The 19735-nt window shown below is 71.5% G+C and carries 15 protein-coding genes; 9 read left to right on the top strand and 6 right to left on the bottom strand.

Translation table 11 applies throughout. The features are described from left to right. Window positions 1–153: 153 nt before the first annotated feature. Together ACLII4_RS08810 and ACLII4_RS08805 are read left to right on the top strand one after the other, a co-directional pair. On the top strand, window positions 154–864 hold the full coding sequence (locus ACLII4_RS08810) for a succinate dehydrogenase iron-sulfur subunit (RefSeq protein WP_412070560.1): 711 nt from the start codon (window positions 154–156) through the stop codon (window positions 862–864). A 210-nt stretch (window positions 865–1074) separates the two neighbouring features. After that, on the top strand, window positions 1075–3738 hold the full coding sequence (locus ACLII4_RS08805) for a hypothetical protein (RefSeq protein WP_412070533.1): 2664 nt from the start codon (window positions 1075–1077) through the stop codon (window positions 3736–3738). Here the strand turns inward: ACLII4_RS08805 and ACLII4_RS08800 are convergent. Next, entirely contained in the window at window positions 3735–4748 is a 1014-nt protein-coding gene (locus ACLII4_RS08800; protein ID WP_412070532.1) for a lytic transglycosylase domain-containing protein, read from the bottom strand. The two genes, ACLII4_RS08805 and ACLII4_RS08800, sit on opposite strands and share 4 nt — an antisense overlap. Before the next feature lie 168 nt (window positions 4749–4916). On the opposite strand from ACLII4_RS08800, the gene ACLII4_RS08795 reads away from it, so the two are divergent. Together ACLII4_RS08795 and ACLII4_RS08790 are read left to right on the top strand one after the other, a co-directional pair. Beyond that, window positions 4917–6326 carry an adenylate/guanylate cyclase domain-containing protein gene (locus ACLII4_RS08795; protein WP_412070531.1) on the top strand — a complete coding sequence of 470 codons (1410 nt, stop codon included), beginning with the start codon at window positions 4917–4919 and terminating at the stop codon, window positions 6324–6326. Next, entirely contained in the window at window positions 6323–9778 is a 3456-nt protein-coding gene (locus ACLII4_RS08790; RefSeq protein ID WP_412070530.1) for a two-component regulator propeller domain-containing protein, read from the top strand. Before ACLII4_RS08795 ends, ACLII4_RS08790 begins: the two co-directional genes overlap by 4 nt. 369 nt (window positions 9779–10147) lie before the next feature. On the opposite strand, the gene ACLII4_RS08785 is transcribed toward ACLII4_RS08790, so the two are convergent. Then, on the bottom strand, window positions 10148–10888 hold the full coding sequence (locus ACLII4_RS08785) for a hypothetical protein (RefSeq protein ID WP_412070529.1): 741 nt from the start codon (window positions 10886–10888) through the stop codon (window positions 10148–10150). A gap of 124 nt (window positions 10889–11012) precedes the next feature. On the opposite strand from ACLII4_RS08785, the gene ACLII4_RS08780 reads away from it, so the two are divergent. The 5 genes from ACLII4_RS08780 (at window position 11013) to ACLII4_RS08760 (ending at window position 15799) form a co-directional block, all read left to right on the top strand. Beyond that, complete coding sequence (locus ACLII4_RS08780; protein ID WP_412070528.1) at window positions 11013–11531, top strand: cyclic nucleotide-binding domain-containing protein; 519 nt, start codon at window positions 11013–11015, stop codon at window positions 11529–11531. Next, entirely contained in the window at window positions 11524–12627 is a 1104-nt protein-coding gene (locus ACLII4_RS08775; protein ID WP_412070527.1) for an AI-2E family transporter, read from the top strand. The genes ACLII4_RS08780 and ACLII4_RS08775 overlap by 8 nt, the downstream gene beginning before the upstream one ends. A gap of 34 nt (window positions 12628–12661) precedes the next feature. Continuing rightward, the gene (locus ACLII4_RS08770) at window positions 12662–13501 is read left to right on the top strand and encodes an MBL fold metallo-hydrolase (protein ID WP_412070526.1); all 840 of its coding nucleotides are present in this window, start codon (window positions 12662–12664) and stop codon (window positions 13499–13501) included. Between the two features lie 265 nt (window positions 13502–13766). Continuing rightward, the gene (locus ACLII4_RS08765) at window positions 13767–13940 is read left to right on the top strand and encodes a general stress protein CsbD (RefSeq protein ID WP_412060225.1); all 174 of its coding nucleotides are present in this window, start codon (window positions 13767–13769) and stop codon (window positions 13938–13940) included. 143 nt (window positions 13941–14083) lie between these two features. Then, window positions 14084–15799 carry an acyl-CoA carboxylase subunit beta gene (locus tag ACLII4_RS08760; protein WP_412070525.1) on the top strand — a complete coding sequence of 572 codons (1716 nt, stop codon included), beginning with the start codon at window positions 14084–14086 and terminating at the stop codon, window positions 15797–15799. Between the two features lie 43 nt (window positions 15800–15842). On the opposite strand, the gene ACLII4_RS08755 is transcribed toward ACLII4_RS08760, so the two are convergent. From ACLII4_RS08755 to ACLII4_RS08740, 4 genes are all read right to left on the bottom strand, one after another. Next, entirely contained in the window at window positions 15843–16553 is a 711-nt protein-coding gene (locus ACLII4_RS08755; RefSeq protein WP_412070524.1) for an SGNH/GDSL hydrolase family protein, read from the bottom strand. 119 nt (window positions 16554–16672) lie between these two features. Beyond that, window positions 16673–17779 carry a metal ABC transporter permease gene (locus ACLII4_RS08750; protein WP_412070523.1) on the bottom strand — a complete coding sequence of 369 codons (1107 nt, stop codon included), beginning with the start codon at window positions 17777–17779 and terminating at the stop codon, window positions 16673–16675. Window positions 17780–17781: 2 nt separating this feature from the next. Beyond that, entirely contained in the window at window positions 17782–18882 is a 1101-nt protein-coding gene (locus ACLII4_RS08745) for a metal ABC transporter permease (RefSeq protein WP_412070522.1), read from the bottom strand. A gap of 5 nt (window positions 18883–18887) precedes the next feature. Next, entirely contained in the window at window positions 18888–19727 is an 840-nt protein-coding gene (locus ACLII4_RS08740; protein WP_412070521.1) for a metal ABC transporter ATP-binding protein, read from the bottom strand. Between the last annotated feature and the right edge of the window lie 8 nt (window positions 19728–19735).

Genomic DNA, 19735 nt, shown 5'->3' with positions numbered 1-19735 from the left:
GGGGATGGGGGACGGCCCCCTCCCACCCCAATCCCTAAACCCCAACCCCCAATCCCTATGTCCGACACCATCGAAGTCGCCGCCCCCATCGAAGACCGCGTCGAGGCCGCCGAAAAAGGGCCCCGCCGTCGGCCCGGTGGCGAGGCCCCGACGATGACGCTGACCGTCAAGGTCCGCCGCTTCAACCCGGAGACCGACGCGCGCTCGCGCTGGGACGAGTTCCAGGTCCCGGCCGAGAACATGGACCGGGCCCTCGACCTGCTCCACTACGTCAAGTGGCACCTCGACGGCACGCTGACCTTCCGCAAGAGCTGCGCGCACGGGATCTGCGGGTCCGACGCGATGAAGATCAACGGCGAGAACCAGCTCGCCTGCTCGATCCTGGTCCAGGACCTCGGCCTCAAGGACGGCGACACCGTCACGTTCGAGCCGCTCCCGGCCGCGCCGGTCTTGAAGGACCTGGTGATCGACCAGTCCCGGTTCTTCGACAAGTACCGCGCGGTGATGCCGTGGCTCATCAACGACGAGGCCGCCCCGGTAACGGAGCGGATCCAGAGCCCCGAGCAACACGCCGTCATCGAGGACGCCACCAAGTGCATCATGTGTGGCGCCTGCACGCACTCGTGCCCGAGCACCTGGGCCGACCCGGCCTACCTCGGCCCGGCGGCCATGCTCAAGGCCTACCGCTACGTTTTCGACAGCCGCGACACCGAGGCCGAGGAGCGGCTCAAGGTGGTCGACTCGAAGGACGGCCTGTGGAAGTGCTACACCATCTTCAACTGCGTCCAGGCCTGCCCCAAGGGCATCGACATCACGCGCTGGCTCTCCGCCCTCAAGCGCAAGGCCGTCACGACGCGGTACTAGCGCCAGCGCGGGGCGCACACGAACGCCGCCGCTCAGTCGTATTCTGGAGCAGCACCGGCCCCGCCGGTGACTCTTAAGACAGGGACCTCCCTGCTTGCCGGCCCGCCCGACGTGAAAGCGTCGGGCGGGTTGTTTGTTTGGTGAAGGGTTTGTGCCCTGTGTGCCTCGGGAAGAGTACCGTAGTGTGGGGCTGGATTCCCACCGATGCCGATGCGCCCGTTGCTCCTCCTCGCCCTGCTCCTCCCGCTCGCGGCCTCGGCCCAGAAGCCGGCCGCCCCCTCCGCCGACCAGGGCACGCCCGGCGACTGCGCCGTCGGCGTCGCCGAGGCGGAGCTGGATTTCGCGGGCGTCCGCGCCCGACTGTACAACATCGGAGGTCTCTTCTGGCGCGGGCAGGGCTCCCATTACGAGGTGCCCCGAGGATCGGGCACGATCGCCATTTTCACCGCGGGTCTCTGGGTCGGCGGGCTCGTCGACGGCGACCTCCGGTTCGCGGGAAGCACGTACAGCCCATGGGAGTACTGGCCCGGACCGCTCGACGCTGACGGCGAGACGACGCCCGAGACCTGCGCGGCCTTCGACCGCATCTGGACGGTCGCAGGCGTCGACCTCACCGCGTACGAGACGACCGGAGCCACCACGCAAGACCTCGTCGAGTGGCCGGTCGGCGTCGGCGCCCCGTACTTCGTCGACACCGACGGCGACGGCGTGCAGGGCGACGACGAGCCGACGGTCTCGCTCGACCTCGGCGACCCCGGCTACGGCACCAAGACGCTCGACCTCGCAGCTGGCGAGCGACCGGTGATCTTCGGCCGTCAGACGGCGTGGTGGGTCATGAACGACGCGGGCGGCCCGCACGAATGGGGCGGCACCGAACCGCTGGGAATCGAAGTGCGCGTGACGGCCTGGGTCCGCGGAGGGGAGGCCGACACCGCCCTCTACGAATCCAGCTTCTACCGCTACGAGATCATCAACCGCAGCGAGAGCGCGATTGAGGACGGCTATGTCTCGATGTACATGGACCCCGACCTCGGTAACTTCAACGACGACTACCAGGGCTCGGACCCAGAGCGCTCCCTCTACTACGTGTACAACGGGGACACGGATGATGACGGCGAGGGCGGGTACGGCGTGCCGCCTCCCGCCCTCGGCATCGACATCCTCAGCGGCGCGTCGTCGTCGATGTTCTTCATCGGAGGCGCCGGAGTCACCTCGGACCCCGGCAATGCGAGCGAGGCCTATACCTTCCAGCAAGCGCTCTGGAAGGACGGGACGCCCCTAAAGACGGGGGGGGACGGCTACAACACCAACGGACCTGTCACCCAGTGGATGTTCAACGGCGATCCGCCGCACTTCTGGACAGAGTACAATGCGGACGGGAATGGCAGTCAGAACACCCCCTCCGACCGGACCGGCTTGATCTCAACCGCGTTCCCGACGCTGGCGCCGGGCGAGCGCATCACGGTCGACCTCGCCATCCTGTTCGCGCGCGGGAGAGACCAGATCGACAGCGTCTACGAGCTGTTCGAGGTGTCGGACCAGGCCCAGGCGCTCTATGACGACGGCGCCCTCACCGGCCGGGTCGCCGAGCCCCCTGCGCCGGCTGGCCGGCCGGCGCTGCTGACTCCCGCCGACGGCGCCACGGTCTCGGAGCCGATCGCGACGTTCTCGTGGACGGCCGTCCCGGGCGCGACCGAGTACCGGTTCGAAATCGCCCCGACAGCCGCCTTCGACACCCTGCTCGTGTCCCGCGATGTCGACACGCTCGCGGTAGAGATCGGGCCCGAGGTGTTCGGCTACAACGACCTCACGACTCGGTTCTGGCGCGTCCGCGCCGCCAACCTCGGCGCCGTCGGCCCCGCCTCCGACTACCGCCAGTTCCAGTTTATCCGCCGGGCGTTCTCGTCGTTCGAGGTGGTCGCCAACGCCAGCGGGCCCATCGCGTCGCACCCGGGCGCTGCCGCCTTCCAAGGCTTCCCGACCCCTGGTGCCGGGAGCCCGGTCGCGGGCGTTCAGCAGACCAACGGCACGCGCTGGCTGTTCGCGACAGGCAACTCGGGCGCCTTCGACGGGTCGTACGAGAGCTTCCTCCCCCGCGTCCTCCGCGGGGACAACCCCGAGCGCGCCTTCCCCTACGACTACGAGGCTCGGTTCACGAGCACCAGCACCGCCTACCAGCGGTTCGGAGACCTCTCGCTCGTCGAGGTCCCCTTCGAGATCTGGAACGTTGGCATCGGCACCCCGGACGACCCGAGCGATGACGTGCGTCTAATCCCGGCGATCCTCGACGTCGACCAGGATGGGACCTACAACCTCTCGGCCGCCGACTCCCCGATCTCGTCCGCGGTGGACGACCCGGTGACCGACTGGATCTACTGGTTCGAGCCGCTCGACATGACGCCCGGCGACGCCGGCTACAAGGCGTGGCTGACGACTGCCGACAGTGCCCCGGAGGCGCACGGCCCGGAGGTGCTGGCGCGGACCGCATTTGTTGGCTGGAACCTCGGGTCGGAGCCGCCCTACGCCGCGCCTTACCCCGAGCCGGGGACCGTCTTCCGGCTGATCTCGAGCGACCTCCTCGGCGTGGCCGCAGAGGACCCAGCCCCCTCCCCCGCTGGGCTGGCGCTGGCGGTCGGCCCGAACCCGGCGCGCGGCGCGGCGACCGTCCGGTACTCGGTCGCAGGCGTGGGTCCGGTGCGCGTCCGTGTGCTCGACGTGTTGGGTCGCGAGGTGGCCGTGCTCGCGAGCGGCCCACGCCAGCCGGGGGCGCACACGGCGACGATGGATGCGAGCGCGCTGGCAGCCGGCCTCTACCTCGTCGTGCTCGACGCCGACGGCTCGCGCCTCTCCCGCACGATCACGGTCGCCCGCTAGCTCCTGGCGCCCATCGCTTCCGCCAGCGCCACGAAGCGCGGGACGTAGCGCTGCGTCTCGCGCGGCAGGTCGTCGGCGATGTCCCAGAACGTCGCCCGGCGGCCCGTCTCGCGGCGGTACGCCCGGGCAATGGTCTCGACCCGGCCGACGCCGCCGTTGTACGCCGCCAGCGCCAGGTGCCAGTCGCCGTCGAAGCGGCGCGCGAGCCAGCCGAGGTAGCGGGCGGCGGCGTTCGTGGAGGCCACGGGGTCGGCGACGGTCAGCGAGTCCAAGCCGTAGTCGGCGGCGGTCTCGGGCATGAACTGCCACAGGCCGCGTGCGCCGGCCCAGCTCTCGGCGTGGGGGTTCAGTCCACTTTCCACGACGGCGAGGTAGCGGATGTCCTCGGGCACGCCGCGACGGCGCAACATCTGGCCGAGGTCACGCATCAGGCGTCGGTTGCGGCGCGCGGTCCGGGCCATGCGCCCCGCGATGGCCCGCTCGCGGTCGACGGCGGCGGCGGCGTGGGCGGGGTAGAAGAGCCAGTCGGGCCCGGCGGCGCGCTCGGCCTCGGCGGCGGCGGCCGCACGGGCGGCCCGCTCGGCCGCGAGCGCTGCGGGGCCGACGAGCGGGGCGGCGTAGTTCTCCCCCAGCGCCGCGAGCGCCGGTCCACGCAGCGCGGCGAAGTCGGTCGGCGAGAGCGGCCCGGCGACGGGCCCGTAGTGCGCTTCGTAGACGGCCTGTGCGCGCAGCGACAACGCGCGGATGGAGGCGGCGTCGCCCAGCGACCGGGCGGCCTCGAAGGCGTCGGCGGCGAGCGCGCGCTGGCGGGCGGGATCCGGCTCGGCCTCGGCGACGGCGACGGCCCGGCGCACGGCGACCACGGCGCGGGCCCACGCCAAGGGCCCAGTCTCGGTCGAATCGTCGGCGACGACGGCTGGCCGGAGCGACGCGGGCGCGGGGGGCGAGGCGGCGGCGGCGGGCGCGGCGAGCGTGAACAGGGCGGCGATAGCGGCGCGGAGCGTCGGCATCGGGGTGTGGTGGGATCCGGGTGGGCATCAACCCGCACCGGAAGACGTTCCGTGCGGGAAGGCGACAATTTCAAGGCCGCCTCCTACAAGCTAGCGGAGACCCGCGCCGCTCATCCGGCGTACGCTCTGGACGGCTCTACTTTCTGCGACCTGACCCCGGCTCTGCCCATGTCCGAGGCGCCCTCCCCCGACGCCCTCAAGATCCTGTTCGTCGACGACGAGCCGGACCTCGTCCCCCTCATCCGACAGAAATTCCGGTCGCAGGTGCGCGGCGGGGAGGTCGCCTTGGTCTTCGCCTCCGATGGCGTCGAAGCCCTTGAGCACCTACGCGACGACCCCGGCATCGAGGTCGTCGTGACGGACATCAACATGCCCCGCATGGACGGGCTGACCCTCCTTGGCGAGATGGCCGCGCTCGGCCGCCGCATGCACGCCGTCGTCGTGACGGCCTATGGCGACATGGAGAACATCCGGTCGGCCATGAACAAGGGCGCCTTCGACTTCCTCACGAAGCCGATTGACATGGACGACCTCAAGATCACGTTGGGGCAGGCTCGCGTGGCCGTCGAGCGCGACCGCGAAGCCGAGCGCGTCCGCCAGACCATCACGCGGTACCTCTCCGACAAGATCGCTGCGGCCGTCCTCGCCGACCCCAACGCGCTCGGCACCATCGAGAAGCGGCACGTGTCGGTGCTGATGAGCGACATCTCCGGCTTCAGCCAGCTGTCCGAGCGGCTCGAGCCCGAGCGCGTCGTGGAGATGCTCAACGTCTACCTCGGCGCCATGACCGACGTCGTCGACGACCACGACGGGGCCATCGACGAGTTCATCGGCGACGCCGTGCTCGTCATCTTTGGGGCGCCGCTGGAGATGGCCGACCACGCGGCCCGGGCGACCGCCTGCGCCGTCGCGATGCAGCGGCGCATGGCGTCGGTCAACGAGGACCTCGTCTCCCGGGGGCTGCCCCCGCTGGAGATGACGGCCGCCGTCAACTCGGGCGAGGTCGTCGTCGGAACGATCGGGTCCAAAAAGCGCGCGAAGTACGGCGTGGTGGGCAGCCCGGTCAACCTGACGGCGCGCGTCCAGACGCTGGCGGTCCCCGGCGAGGTGCTCATCACCGACCCGACGTACCAGGCGGCCGGCGGAGAAGGCGGATCGGTCCGGCTGGAGCAGACGCGCCGCGTGTCGCTGAAGGGGTTCGCCGAGCCCATCGCCATCCACAGCGTGGCCTCCGTCGAGGGCGCCGACGCCGTGCCCCACGGCGACGACGCGATGTCGGAGCTGGCGTCGCCGCTGGCGTTCGGGATCGCCGTGCTCGACGGCAAGGAAATAACCAACGACGGCCACGCCGGCGAAATCACGGCCCTCTCGTCGACCCGGGCCCGGGCGCGCGTGGCGTCGGCCATCCCCTCGCGCACCGACGTCCGGCTCTCGTTCGATCTCGACGGCGGCCCGACGACGGTCTACGGCAAGGTGCTGGAGGTGACGGAGGACGGGGCGGGCGGGTGCGAAGCCCACCTCCGCTTTTCGTCGGTCTCGCCTGAGGCCGCCGCCCACTTCGAGACGCTCACCTCATGACCCGTCGCCCGACCGCGCGCACCGCATGTGTCGCGCTCGCCGCCGCGCTGGCGGCCGTCCTGGCCGTCGTCGGCCCGGCGCTGGCCCGGCAGGACGCGCCCGGCATCCCCCCCGGCCCAGGCCCTGCGCTCGACATCGCCTTCCGGCACCTGACCACCGACCAGGGCCTGCCCAGCAGTGTCGTGATGTCTCTCACGCAGGACGCCCTCGGCTTCGTCTGGGTGGGCACCCAGGAGGGGCTCGTCCGGTTCGACGGCGTGGACCTCCGGGAGTACCGGCGGACCGCCGACACGACCTCGCTGCCGGGCAACGTCGTCCAGGAGCTCGCGCCGGCGCCCCGCGGCGCCCTGTGGGTGGGCACGGCCGACGGCCTCGCCCGCTACGACCCGGCGACAGACCGCTTCCGCCGCATCGACGGGCTCCCCTCGGGGGACATCCGCGCCCTGGCCGCCGACGACGACGGCGGGGTCTGGGTGGGCTCCACGGCCGGTCTCGCATTCGTCGACGCCGACGGCCGCCTCCGCCGCGAGGCCACGCGCCTGCCCGACCCGATGGTCGAGGCGCTTCACCTCGGCCCCGATGGCGACTTGTGGATCGGGACCAGCGACGGCTTGGTCCACCGTGCGCCTGACGGCGCCACCCGCACCTACCGCCCCGACTCGCTCGTCGCGCTCGGCGCGTTCCGCGTGGCCACGATTGCCCCCAGCCGCAGCGGCCTTCTGGTCGGGACCTTCGGAGACGGTCTCCTGTCGCTGGACCCGTCGACCGGCGCGTTCACCGAGATCGACCTGGGCCCCGGAATCATCGACCAGAACGTGTCGGCGGTCCACGAGGACGCCGCCGGGACAATCTGGGCGGGGACGCTGGGCGGCGGGCTGCACCGGCTGGCGCCGGCCGCCGGTCAGCTCCGCGTGTACCGTTCTGTCCCTGAGGACCCCGGCTCGCTCTCCAGCGACGAGGTCGCGGTCCTCATGGAGGATCGCCAGGGCGTGCTTTGGGTGGGCACCTACGCCGGCCTCGACCGCTTCGACCGAGCGCGCGGCACGGCGGCCCGCCTGCGCCACACCGATGACCCCGCGTCCATCGCCAGCAATGCCGTGCGGTCGCTGCTGGTGGGCTCCGACGGCACGCTCTACGTCGGCACCGACCGGACGCTGGACCGGAGCACCGACGGCCGACGGTTCCGGCACGACACGATTCGGAGTACTGACCAGCCCTCATTGCCCATCCGCGCGCTCTACGAGGACGCCGCCGGGACGGTCTGGGTCGGGACGGAAGGCGGGGGTCCGCTGCGCGTAACCCCCGATGGAACCGAGCCCGTGCCCTTCTCCTCCGATCGCGGGGTCGCGGTCACGTCGTTCTTGGAGACCGAGGCGGGCCAGTTCTGGGTAGGAACGCTCTCCCACGGGCTGGCGCGGTATGAGCGGGACACCGGCGAGACCACCTGGATCCGGGCCCGCGCGGGCGGGCTTCCCAGCGACGAGGTCCGAGCGCTCGTGGAGGACGCCAGCGGAGCGCTTTGGGTCGGCACCGATGTCGGCCTGTGCCGCCTCGACGGGGGCAGCGCCGTCACGTGCCTTCCGACCGAGGGCCCGGCCGACTACGTCTACGCGCTGCACGCCCGGCGCGACGGCTCGCTCTACGCAGGGACCAAGGCCGGTCTGCTCGTGGTGGACACGGACGGGCCGGCCCCACAGGTCCGCCGGTACACCGTCGACACGAGCGACCTCCCCGACGACACCGTCCACGCCATCGTCGAGGACGAGGGGGTGCTCTGGCTGAGCACGGGGGCCGGGCTCATGCGGTTCGAGCCCCTCACCGGCGTCTTCAGCCGCCGCCCCGGGACGCAGGACATCGAGCGGTCCCTCAACTCCGCCGCCACGCGAGCCGCTGACGGGCGCCTGCTCTTTGGCAGCGAGCGGGGTGTGCTCATCTTTCTCCCGCAGACCTTGCTGGAGCGCAACGCCATCCCCCCGGAGATCGCCATCACCCGGGTCGATGTCGATGGGCTGACCGTCGACCCCGCCACGAGCGAGGTGCTGTCGGCGGCCGCCACCGTGGCTGAGGAGATCCGCCTCGGCCCCGACCAGGCCTACCTGACCATCCACTACGCAGGCCTCCACTTTTCGGACCCCGCACAGAACACCTACCGATACCGCCTGCTCGGGCTCTACGACGACTGGCGCGAGGTGGGGACAGATCGCGAGGCCACCTTTAGCGCGCTGCCTCCGGGCAACTACACGTTCGAGGTCGAGGCCGCGAATGCCGACGGCGTCGGGTTCGACGGAGCGCGAGCGTCCATCGCCGTCGTCGCCCTGCCGCCGTGGTGGCGGACGTGGTGGGCGCTGGTGGGGTTCGCCATGCTGGGCGTGCTGGCGCTCGTCCGTGCCGACCGCTGGCAGCGGGCGCGGCTGCTCCGCCAGGAGCGCGAGCGGGCCGACCGCCGCGAGGCCGAGCTCCGAGCCGAGACGGCCGAGGCCGAAACCGCCAAGGCGACGGCCGAGGCCGCCGCGCTCAAGGCCGAGAACGACCGGAAGGCGGCCGAACTCGAGCAGGCCCGCAAGGTGGAGCAGGCAAACGCCAAGCTTGCCGAGGCCAACGGCCAACTCGAAGCGTCGCTCCAGCACTTGCGCGAGACACAGACGCAGCTCGTGCAGTCCGAGAAGCTGGCGTCGCTCGGACAGCTCACTGCGGGGATTGCGCACGAGATCAAGAACCCGCTCAACTTCGTCAACAACTTCGCCGACCTGTCCGTCGAGCTGGCCCAGGAGCTGCGCGAGGAGATGGGCGAGACGCCCGAGCGGCCCGTCGGCGAAGTGCTCGCGGAGGTGGGCGACCTGCTCGACGACCTCCAAGAGAACGCGCGGCGGATCCGCGAGCACGGGCAGCGGGCCGACCGGATCGTCCGCTCGATGCTGCTCCACAGCCGAGGCGGCTCCGCCGAGCGCGGGCGCGTGGATCTGGCCCGGTTCGTCGAGGAGTACGTCAACCTGGCCTTCCATGGGGCCCGCGCCAACGACTCTGACTTCCGCGTCGAGATCGTCCACGACTTCGCCCCTGACACGGGCGAGGCGGAGGTGGTCCCGCAGGAGTTCGGCCGCGTGCTGATCAACCTGCTCACCAACGCCTTCCACGCCGTCAACGCGCGCGACAACGCGGAGGGCACCGAGTACGCGCCCAGAGTCACCGTTCGCACCCGGCGTCACGGCGGCGAGGTGTCGGTCGAGATCGAGGACAACGGCACCGGCATCCCGGCCGACGTCAAGGCCAAGATCTTCGAGCCGTTCTTCACCACCAAGCCGACCGGCGAGGGCACCGGACTCGGCCTGTCGCTGGCGCACGACATCGTGACGAGCGTCCACGGAGGCCGGATGACCGTCGAGAGCGCCGAGGGCGAGGGGACGACGTTCGCGGTCGCTATCCCAGCGGCTGGCGAGCCGATGGCCGCTTAGAACAGCGACTCGCCAGGTCGAGCGGCGTCCGTGCGATGTGGGCCTCCCTGCGGCAAGGGGTATGGGAAGGCGCCCGTGAGAGCGCCCCTTGACTCATCCCCCGGGTTTGTCATGGACCCGAGCGCCTCAACAGCGCAGGACCTCCTTGCCCTTCAGGCCCTTTTCTCCCGCGTCATCCCCCTACCCCGACTTGGGATTCAGCGTACCGGACGTCCGGGCCATGGCGCCCGGCGGCGCGCTGGACGAGCGCCAGGGACCGAGCGGGCGCCTTCCTAGGGAGGTCTCGGCCCCCCGACGTCGCCCCTGCTCGCTGCTCTGGATCAGCTACGCCTTCCCTGCGAGGGCCCGCCAGCGGGTGCATGACAAACGCTAGCGTGCGGCGAGTTGGCGGACGGTGAACTGCCCCACGCCCTGCGCCCGGACGGCCACGTCGCCGATGGGCATTGCGGTGATGGTCAGCGGTTCGACCTCCACCCAGTCCGCGCAGATCGGCTGGGTAAGCTCAGGGAGGATGCCGGCTGGCGGGGTCATCAGGAAGCCGTTGCACCCACGTGCGCGCCGGCCTTCACCGACGTTAGAATCGGAGACGACGACGTAGCGGCCGTTCTCGCGGATCACGTGCGTCGAGCCGGTGTCGCCCTCGCCGGACCCGGCGCTCTGCGCTCGGCGCGCACCGGACGTGCGGCCGAGCACGTTGAGGTCGAATTCCAGGACGGCGACGCCGTTCAGCCGATACCGCACGATGGCCGCGTCGACGAGACCGCCGAAATCGACCTGGAAGTCGAGCATGCCGTTGTCTCGCCCCTCGGTGTAGAGCTCGGCCACCGTCGCCCCCGCCGCCGCCACCGTCGAGCCGAACCGGCCACCGGAGGGGATGGCTACCGGGTCTACCTCGACGTCGAGACGGCCCGGCTGGCCGGCGACCACGAACCCGCCCTCGCGCGTGCCGCCGAGCCCGGACACCACGAGGGCGCCGTCGACGACCGCCAGCTGGGCATCGCCGACGGCCTCGACCTCGACGCCCTGGAACGTGACCGCGCCGGACGTGGGGTCGTCCGAGTCGCAGGCGGCGAGGGCGAGGAGGGCGGAGAACACGGCGAGGCGACGCATGACGGAGACAGTGGAGCGGGGGCCCAAAGTCTACGAAGCTGCCTCCGCCCATGACTCCTTCGGATCAGCACCCCGGCCTCGTCGTAGACTGGCTCCAGTCCCCCAGCACGTCTCCCATCGCATCATGCAGAGCTTGTGGAAGAGCCTCCTCGGCGGCGCCCGCGGGTCCAATGAGGGCGACCTGCTCGGCGCCGTGCCCCTCTTCGAGGACCTCACCCCGCGTGAGATCGACGCCGTCCAGCGGCTGCTGCACCGCCGCGACTACGTGGCCGGCGAGTCCATTTTCATTCAGGGCGAGCCTGGCCTGGGGATGTACATCATCGTCCGGGGCGCGGTCTCCATCCAGTCCGAGCCGTCCGGCCGCGAGCTCGTCGAGCTGGTCGACGGCGACTTCTTCGGTGAGATCGCGCTCCTCAACGAGGTCATCCGGACGGCGACGGCGCGTGCGAAGACCGACTGCACACTCCTGAGCCTGTTCCAGCCGGACCTGCTGAGCCTGCTCGACCGCAACCCCCGCCTGGGCGTCAAGGTGCTGCTGGCGCTGGCGCGGCTGGTGGGCTTGCGGCTGGTCGAGGTGTCCGACGAAGTCGAGGCCCTGACGCGCGAGTGCGACGAACTCCGGGCCAGCGCGACCGGTGCCTGAGACGCTCGCCGTGTTGCCGGAGGCCCCCGACGGCGCCCCGTCTTCCGCCGCCGGCACCCCGCCGCCGGTGGTCCCGGCGTACCAACTCAGCCGCTGGGTGTGGCTGGCGACGCTCGCGACGCTGGTCGCGCTGGTGGCCATCGCCAGCGACCTCGCCGGCCTGGTGCTGCTGGGCGCCGTGCTGGCCTACCTGCTGATCCCGCTCGTCGACAACTTGGAGCGGCGGGGCATGGGCCGCACCCAGGCCACCGCGCTCGTTGTGCTGTGCATGGGGACCCTCTTCGGGGTCATGCTGGCGGTCGGGCTCCCGGTCGTGCTCGAGCAGGTGGCCTCGCTGCAAGCCCGCCGCGAGAGCGGGGAGCTCCTCCGACTCGTCCGCGACGCCGAGGTCGCGCTGGCCGCCCGGCTCGGATTCCTGGAGCCGTCAGAGCTCGGGCTCGTCGACGCCGCCCGCGAGGCGCTCCGGGCCGACGCCGGCCCGCTCATCGGCTACGTGCCTGGCTTGCTGGAGACGGTCGGGAATTCCGTCATCGTCCCGTTCGTGCTCTTCTCCCTGCTCCGCGACGGGCCCACCCTTCGTCGCAAGCTGCTGGCGGTCGTCCCGAACCGCTACTTCGAGTTCGCGATGACCGTCGCCTACAAGGCCGACGCGCACCTGGGCGGGTACCTCCGCGGGCAGGCGCTCATCGCCAGCCTGGTCGGCGCCTCCACCGCGCTCGGCCTGGGGCTCCTAGGCGTCGACTACTACTTGGTGCTGGGCGTGGTGACTGGGCTCGCCAACTTCGTCCCGTACGTGGGCTTCCTGGTCTCCGCCTCGCTGTCCGTGCTGGTGTCGATCGTCACGACCGGAGGGACGGATCAGGTGGCCGCCGTGATCGGGCTGTTCCTGGTGCTCCAGACCGTCGAGAACATCGTGTTCCAGCCGTGGATCACGGGGAAGAACGTCTCCATGCATCCGGTGATGGTGCTGCTGGCGATCCTCGTGGGCGGCCGGCTGGCGGGCGTCGCGGGGATGGCCCTCGCCGTGCCGGCCGCGGCCGTGCTCAAGGTGGTCTTCCTGGAGACCGTCGTCGGCCTCCGCCGCTACCACCTGTAGCGTCTCGTTCCCCCTCGTGACCGATCTTCCGTCGATGTCTACCGCCGCCCCGCGCCTCACCGTCCGTTTCTGGGGCGTCCGAGGATCGATCCCGACGCCCGACCTGGGCAACCTGGGCGTCGGCGGCAACACGTCGTGCGTCGAGGTGGTCGCGCATGACGGGACGCGGCTCATCTTGGACGCCGGGACCGGCGTGCGCGCGCTCGGGTTCGCGCTCGCGGCCGAGGCCGCGGGAGCGGCTGGCGAGGTCCACGTCGCCTTGTCGCACTTCCACTGGGACCACCTCCAGGGCCTGCCTTTTTTCGCCCCGCTGTACACGCCCGGCCAGACGGTCCGCTTCTACGCGGCGACCGCCGACGACCGGCTCGACGCGCTCCTGCGGGGCCAGATGGTCTCGCCCTACTTCCCCGTCCCCTTCGTCGACCTCGCGGCCATCACCGAGACCGTCCGGGTCGTCGACGGCGAGCCGTTCACCGTGGGCCCGATGACCGTCCGGCCGTTCCCGGTCTTCCATCCGCAGGGCGCGCACGGCTTCCGCATCGAGTGCGACGGCGCCGTGGTGGTGTACGCGACCGACTACGAGCACGGCTCGCCATCGCACGACGAGGGCTTGCGCGAGGTCGCCCGAGGCGCCGACGTGTTGATCTCGGACGCGCAGTACACCCCGGAGGAGTACGCCTTGCGTCAGGGCTGGGGCCACACCACGTGGCAGCACGCCGCCGACCTCGCCGCCGACGCGGGCGTCCGCCGACTCTTCCTCTTCCACCACGACCCCTCGCACGACGACGCCGCGCTGGGCCGGATCCGAGAGCTGGCACGCCGCCGCTTCCCAGGCACTGAGTTGGCGACAGAGGGGCTGGAAGTGGAGGTGTAGAGGTACGCCGGGATGGTAGGCGGGAGCGGCGGTCCGCTGGTGCCCGCGACACGCCACAGTCGGTGTGTCGGGCGAGAGGCTCTCCCGCTCTCGCCTCGACAACCGCACATCCTGCAGGCCCAGCCGCCCCGGGCACCACTCTGGGCGGAGCCTTCGTTTGAAGCTCACCGAGGCTGCCCGTAGTTTGAGGTAGCCACGACCGTCTTCATCGTCCGAGCCGTACGGCGGCGGGACACAGCCAACGAATCCGATGGGCAAGCAGCGCATGACTGACAACTGGGAGCGAATGAAGGCCCAGATCCTCTCCACCTGGGGCGAACTCGACGAGTCCGAGATGAAGAAGGCCCGGGGCAACTTGGGCCAGATGGTGAACCTCATCCACTCCCAGACGGGCGAGGACCGCACGGTCATCATGCGCAAGATGTCGGCCTTCCTCTAGGCCCCATCGGCTCTCCGCTGGAACGGCGCGCTCCCAGACCGGGGCGCGCCGTTTTCGTTGTGCCTTCTCGCCAGCAGGCGGCTCGCGGAAGGCGCCGGGCTGGCTCGCGGACGCCGCTAGCTTGCGGCACGCCCCCCCGCTCTATGTCTGAGATCGACGCCGACACGCCCGCCCGCCCCTTTCCGCTCGGCACCGCCGTCCCCGACGACGGCCCACTGCGCGACGCCTACGACCGCCGCGTCGCCTTCCACGAGCGCCAGCTCGAGGCGCTGGAGCAGCAGGCCGCCGAGGTCCGCAAAGGCGGCGGCGACAAGGCCATCGCCCGGATGCACAAGCGCGGCAAGCTGACCGCGCGCGAGCGCATCGCGGCCCTCCTCGACGACGACACCGACTTCCGCGAGATCGGCCTCTTCACCGGGCGCGGGATGTACGAGGACGTCGGCGGCTGCCCGTCCGGCGGGACCGTCATGGGGCTGGGCCACGTCAAGGGCCGGCTGTGCATGGTGGTCGCCAACGACGCCACCGTGAAGGCGGGCGCGTGGTTTCCGATCACGGCCAAGAAGAACCTCCGGGCCCAGGAGATCGCGCTCGAGAACCGAGTCCCCATCATCTACCTCGTCGACTCGGCCGGCGTCTTCCTCCCGATGCAGGACGAGATCTTCCCGGACCGCGACCACTTCGGCCGCATCTTTCGGAACAATGCCCGGCTGAGCGCGCTCGGCGTGCCCCAGATCGCGGCCATCATGGGGAGCTGCGTGGCGGGCGGCGCCTACCTCCCCATCATGTCGGACGAGTCGCTGATCGTCGACGGGACGGGCTCGGTCTTCCTCGCGGGCCCGTTCCTCGTCCAGGCCGCGATCGGCGAGGAGGTCGACGTCGAGACCCTCGGTGGGGCGACGACGCAGACCGACATCTCAGGCGTCTGCGAGTACAAGATGCCCGACGACGAGACGTGCCTCGCGACGATCCGCGACCTGGTCGGCGGGCTGGGTCCCCTCCCCCGCTTCGGGTTCACGCGCGACGAGCCGGCTGCCCCGGCCTTCGACGCCGACGGCGTGCTCGGCGTCTTCCCCGAGTCCCGCCAGCAGCCCTACGACACACGCGAGCTGCTGGCACGGATCGTCGACGCCGACTCGTGGGTCGAGGTCAAGGCCGGGTACGGACAGACCCTCGTGTGCGGCTACGCCCGCATCGACGGGTGGAGCGTGGGGATCGTGGCCAGCCAGCGCAAGGTGGTCCGCGCGAAGGCGCCCCAGGGCAAGGCGTCAGAGATGCAGATCGGCGGCGTCATCTACGGCGACGCGGCCGACAAGGCGGCACGGTTCGTGATGCAGTGCAACCAGAAGCGGATCCCGCTCGTGTTTTTCCAGGACGCGGCCGGCTTCATGGTCGGCACGCGCGCCGAGCAGTCGGGGATCATCAAGGACGGCGCGAAACTGGTGAACGCGGTCGCCAACTCGGTCGTCCCGACGTTCACCGTCGTCATCGGCAACTCGTTCGGGGCGGCCAACTACGCCCTCAACGGCCGCGCCTACGACCCCCGCCTCTTCCTGGCGTGGCCGACGGCGCAGATCGCGGTGATGGGCGGCGCGCAAGCGGCCAAGACGCTGCTCTCGATCGAGGAGCGGACGTTGTCGAAGCAGGGCATCGAGCTGTCCGAGGCCGAGCGCCAGCAGCGGCTCGACGAGATCGAGGCGCGCTACGCCGAACAGACCTCGCCGGTCTACGCCGCGGCCCGACTGTGGGTCGACGCCATCATCGACCCCCGCGAGACGCGCGGTTGGCTGGCGACTGGCCTTGAAATGGCCGACCACAACCCGGAGATGGCGCCGTTCCGCGTCGGCGTGCTGCAAACGTAGCCCGTCCCGGCGCCGCACGGGGTCAGGCCGCACACACTCGCCCTCAGCCGTCGACGGCGTCGAGCGCGGCGTCCGCGTGCCCCTGGAGTGCCCGCACCGTGGCGGCGTCGAGGCCGGCGGGGGCCGGGAGGCCGACGGTCGAGGCGTCGGTCAGCCCACCCGCGACGGTCAGCGCGGCCAGGTAGCTCCCGGCGGGGCTGGGGTGGAAGCGGTCGGGCCCGTAGGGGTCGGCGGTATCCGCGGCCCGGGCCGCCTTCCACGCCGCCCCAGCCGGGAACAGGTCGGCCTCCGCCTGCGCCGCCGCGTTAGCGTACGCGGTGATGACGGCGTCGACCACGGCCTCGCTGCCCTCCGGCGGCCAGACGCCCAGCAGGGCGGGCTGGACACCCTCCGACCGGGCGAGCGCGGCGAACTCCCCGGCCCAGTACGCGAGGTGCGCCTGGTTTTGCGGCAGCGACGACGGCCCCTGCTGCATCACGACGACGTCCCACGCCCCGGACGCCAGCTCCGCCTGGACATCGCCCCGCCCCCAGTGATCCTCTAGCGACACGTTCGGCAACGCGATGGCGCCGACCCGGACCGGCACCCCGTCGAGCGTGGGCACCAGGGCCTTCACCATTTCGGGCAAGTCGTGGGTGTACGTCAGGCTGTTGCCCACGAACAGGACGCCCACGTCGTCGGCAGGCGGGCGGTCGACCGGGCCGGCGCTGCAGGCCACCAATCCGAGGGCGACAAGGAGGAACGTGCGGGTCATCAGGGGCGGTGGCGGGACCCGGGCAACCTAGGCGCCGTGCGGCAGCGCCCCAAGGCGAACCCGGGTGCCTCCCCTCTGCTCGTTCCCGTGCCCAGCCCCCTTCCCCTGAGCGCAGCGAGCTACGCCACCATCGCACGCCGCGCCGCCACCCGGCCTGCCTCGGTGAGCGCGAGGAGGTCGCCGGCGCGGACGACGGCGCCCTCCCGCTCGGCCGCCCGGACGGCCCGGCTGGCGAACGCCTTTTCCCACCGCAGGTGCTCCTGGAGGTGGCCGACGCGGCACTCACGGTCGGCCTCGGGCGTGTGCTCGTGGTGCAGCAGGTGGACGAGGAGCATCCGCTCGGCGAAGGCGACCCGCTGGCGCGCGCGGCGCCGCGCCTGGGCGACCAGCCCGCGGTCGGGCGCGAACGCGAAGGCGGCCGTGAACCACACGCCCGCCATCACCGCCATCGCCCCGGCGATGGACGCGTCGAGCCCGCGCGCGAGCCAGTAGCCCGAGACGGCACTGACGACGCCGATGGCGACCGACAGCCCCAGCAGCACCGGCAGCCGGTCCGTCAGCAGCCACGCCGCAGCGGGCGGCGCGATCATCAGCCCGACGACCAGGATCGAGCCCACCACGTCGAACGCGCCGACGGCGACGACGGACACCAACGTCATCAGGGCGTAGTGGATGAGGCCGGGCGCCAGCCCCAGCGCGGCCGCCAGCGCCGGGTCGAACGTGCTCAGCTTGAGCTCTTTGTAGAAGACGCCCACGAAGGCCGCGACGGCGCACAGGATCGTGCCCATCACCCAGAGCGCCGTCGGCCCCACGTCCCGCCCGCCGACCATGACCCGCTCGATCCACGAGAACGCCGGGTCGCCCAAGAGGACGGCGTCGGTGTCGAGGTGGACCCCGCTGGCGAAGCGCGAGATCAGCACGACGCCGATCGAGAAGAGGGCCGGGAAAACGAGCGCGATGGCCGCGTCCTGCTTGACGAGCCGCGTCCGCCCGAGCGCCTCGATCAGCCCCACCGCGAACACGCCGGTGACGGCGGCCGCCAGCAGGAGCAGCGGCGACGACAGCGACTCGGTCCAGAAGAACGCCAGCACGATGCCGGGCAGAATCGCGTGGCTGATGGCGTCGGACAGCAGCGACGTCTTGCGGAGGACCAGGAACGCGCCCACGAGCGCGCACGCGGCGGCCGTGACGGCGGCGATGAGCTGGATTTCGAGCTGCGGCGTCATGGTCAGTCGGTGCGCTCGCGCGCGAGTCGCCGGGCTTCGGCCAGGCCGCGCTCGGTGAGCGCCCAGGCCTCGCCGGTGGGCTCGACGAGCCCGTGCGTCTGGAGCCTCGCCAGCGTCGGGTCGACGGCCTCGGGCCGCGAGGTCATCGTGCGGAGCGTCGCGGCCGGGTGCGGGTAGTGCGGGTTGGCATGCGTGAGCGCGAGCGTGTAGAGGTCTTCGAGCGTCCCGGCCACGCGGAGCACGCGGCGGTTGCGACGCCCACGAATGACGCCCGCCAGTAGGCCCCGGCCGGGGGCGAACACCAGGCTGATGCCGACGACGACGCTCGCGACGAGCACGATCGTCGGGCCCGTCGGGATGCGCGCGGTGGCCCCGCTGAGGAGCGCCCCGACCGCCCCGCTCACCGCCCCAAAGACGCCCGCCAGCAGGACGACGCCCCACAGCCGATCGGTCCACTGCCGCGCGGCGGCGGCGGGCGCGACGATGAGCGCGCTCATCAACACGACGCCGACGGTCTGGAGCCCGATCACGATGGCGACGACGAGCAGCGTGGTCAGGCCTATGTCGAGCGCACGCACGCTAAACCCCTGAGAGGCAGCGAAGTCGGGGTCGAAGAGCAAGAGCTTGAACTCCTTCCAGAACACGACCATCGCCGCGAGCGCGACGAGCCCGATCGCCGCCATCGTCACCACGTCGCGGCCGACGAGCGCGGCGGCCTGGCCGAACAGGAACGTGTCGAGCCCCGCCTGGCTCGCGTCCGGCCGGGACTGGATGTAGGTCAGCAGCACCATCCCGAGCCCGAAGAAGACGGACAGCACGATCCCCAGCGCGGCGTCGTACGGCACCCGGCTCCGCTCGACGATGGCCATCACGCACAGCGTGCCCACCCACCCCGCCAGCCCCGCGCCGACGACGAGCACGAGCGGCGCCTTGCTGGCGGTCAGGATGAACGCGAGCGCGACGCCGGGCAGCGCCGCGTGGCTGATGGCGTCGCCCAGCAGCGACTGGCCGCGGAGCACGGCGAAGGTGCCCAGCGAGCCCGAGGAGAGGCCCAGCACCGCCGCGCCGAGCGCGACGGTCCGCAGGGTGTAGTCGAGGTCCATAGGGACTAGGGGCGGGGGACCGGGGACTCCGACCTGGCCGTGGCCGGAGGCGCGGACTCGGCGAGGGAGTCCGCGCCCCGGTCCTTGCCACCCCCCCCTTGCTCCCGGATCCCCGCTTGGAACGGGACGCGCCCGCCATAGGCCGCGCGCAGGTTGGCGTCGGTGAACACCTCGTCGACCGGCCCCGCCGCGATGCGCCGGACGTTGAGGAGCAGCACCCAATCGAAGTACTCGGGTACCGTCTGCAGATCGTGGTGGACCACCAAGACCGTCTTGCCCTCGGCGCGCAAGCGCTGGAGCAGCGACACGATGGTGCGCTCGGTCGTCGCGTCGACGCCCTGGAACGGCTCGTCCATCAGGTACACGCGGGCGTCCTGCACCAAGGCACGGGCCAAGAACACCCGCTGCTGCTGGCCGCCCGAGAGCTGGGCGATCTGGCGGTCCGCGAAGTCGGCCATGCCGACCTGTTCGAGGGCTTCGGACGCCCGCGCGCGCTCCTCGGCCCCGGGCCGCCGGATCCACCCCAAGCGGCCGTAGGTGCCCATCAGCACCACGTCGAGCACGGAGGTCGGGAAGTCCCAGTCGACGGAGCCGCGCTGGGGCACGTACGCCACGTCGCGGCGGCGCTCCGCCAGCGGGGCGCCCAGCACCTCGACGCGGCCGGCGGCGATGGGCAGCAGCCCCAGCACAGACTTGATGAGCGTCGTCTTCCCCGCCCCGTTCGGCCCGACGATCGCCATCAGCACGCCCTCAGGCACCTGCAGGTCGACGTCCCACAGCACGGGCTCGTCGCGGTAGGCGACAGTCAGGTCGGCAACGTCGACGACAAACGGAGGAGAAGGCATCGGCTGGC

The sequence above is a fragment of the Rubrivirga aquatilis genome, from assembly GCF_046845665.1.
Lineage (GTDB): Bacteria > Bacteroidota > Rhodothermia > Rhodothermales > Rubricoccaceae > Rubrivirga.
Note: the sequence above shows the minus strand (reverse complement) of the source record. Positions and strands in the feature narration are given on the sequence as shown.

Excerpts from the sequence above, each read along its gene's own strand:
- ACLII4_RS08795 (WP_412070531.1), top strand. The coding sequence starts at position 4,917 with ATGTCCGAGGCGCCCTCCCCCGACGCCCTCAAGATCCTGTTCGTCGAC.
- ACLII4_RS08760 (WP_412070525.1), top strand. The coding sequence starts at position 14,084 with ATGTCTGAGATCGACGCCGACACGCCCGCCCGCCCCTTTCCGCTCGGC.
- ACLII4_RS08790 (WP_412070530.1), top strand. The coding sequence starts at position 6,323 with ATGACCCGTCGCCCGACCGCGCGCACCGCATGTGTCGCGCTCGCCGCC.
- ACLII4_RS08805 (WP_412070533.1), top strand. The coding sequence starts at position 1,075 with ATGCGCCCGTTGCTCCTCCTCGCCCTGCTCCTCCCGCTCGCGGCCTCG.
- ACLII4_RS08745 (WP_412070522.1), bottom strand. The coding sequence starts at position 18,882 with ATGGACCTCGACTACACCCTGCGGACCGTCGCGCTCGGCGCGGCGGTG.
- ACLII4_RS08770 (WP_412070526.1), top strand. The coding sequence starts at position 12,662 with ATGTCTACCGCCGCCCCGCGCCTCACCGTCCGTTTCTGGGGCGTCCGA.
- ACLII4_RS08785 (WP_412070529.1), bottom strand. The coding sequence starts at position 10,888 with ATGCGTCGCCTCGCCGTGTTCTCCGCCCTCCTCGCCCTCGCCGCCTGC.
- ACLII4_RS08810 (WP_412070560.1), top strand. The coding sequence starts at position 154 with ATGACGCTGACCGTCAAGGTCCGCCGCTTCAACCCGGAGACCGACGCG.
- ACLII4_RS08750 (WP_412070523.1), bottom strand. The coding sequence starts at position 17,779 with ATGACGCCGCAGCTCGAAATCCAGCTCATCGCCGCCGTCACGGCCGCC.
- ACLII4_RS08780 (WP_412070528.1), top strand. The coding sequence starts at position 11,013 with ATGCAGAGCTTGTGGAAGAGCCTCCTCGGCGGCGCCCGCGGGTCCAAT.
- ACLII4_RS08740 (WP_412070521.1), bottom strand. The coding sequence starts at position 19,727 with ATGCCTTCTCCTCCGTTTGTCGTCGACGTTGCCGACCTGACTGTCGCC.
- ACLII4_RS08765 (WP_412060225.1), top strand. The coding sequence starts at position 13,767 with ATGACTGACAACTGGGAGCGAATGAAGGCCCAGATCCTCTCCACCTGG.
- ACLII4_RS08800 (WP_412070532.1), bottom strand. The coding sequence starts at position 4,748 with ATGCCGACGCTCCGCGCCGCTATCGCCGCCCTGTTCACGCTCGCCGCG.
- ACLII4_RS08755 (WP_412070524.1), bottom strand. The coding sequence starts at position 16,553 with ATGACCCGCACGTTCCTCCTTGTCGCCCTCGGATTGGTGGCCTGCAGC.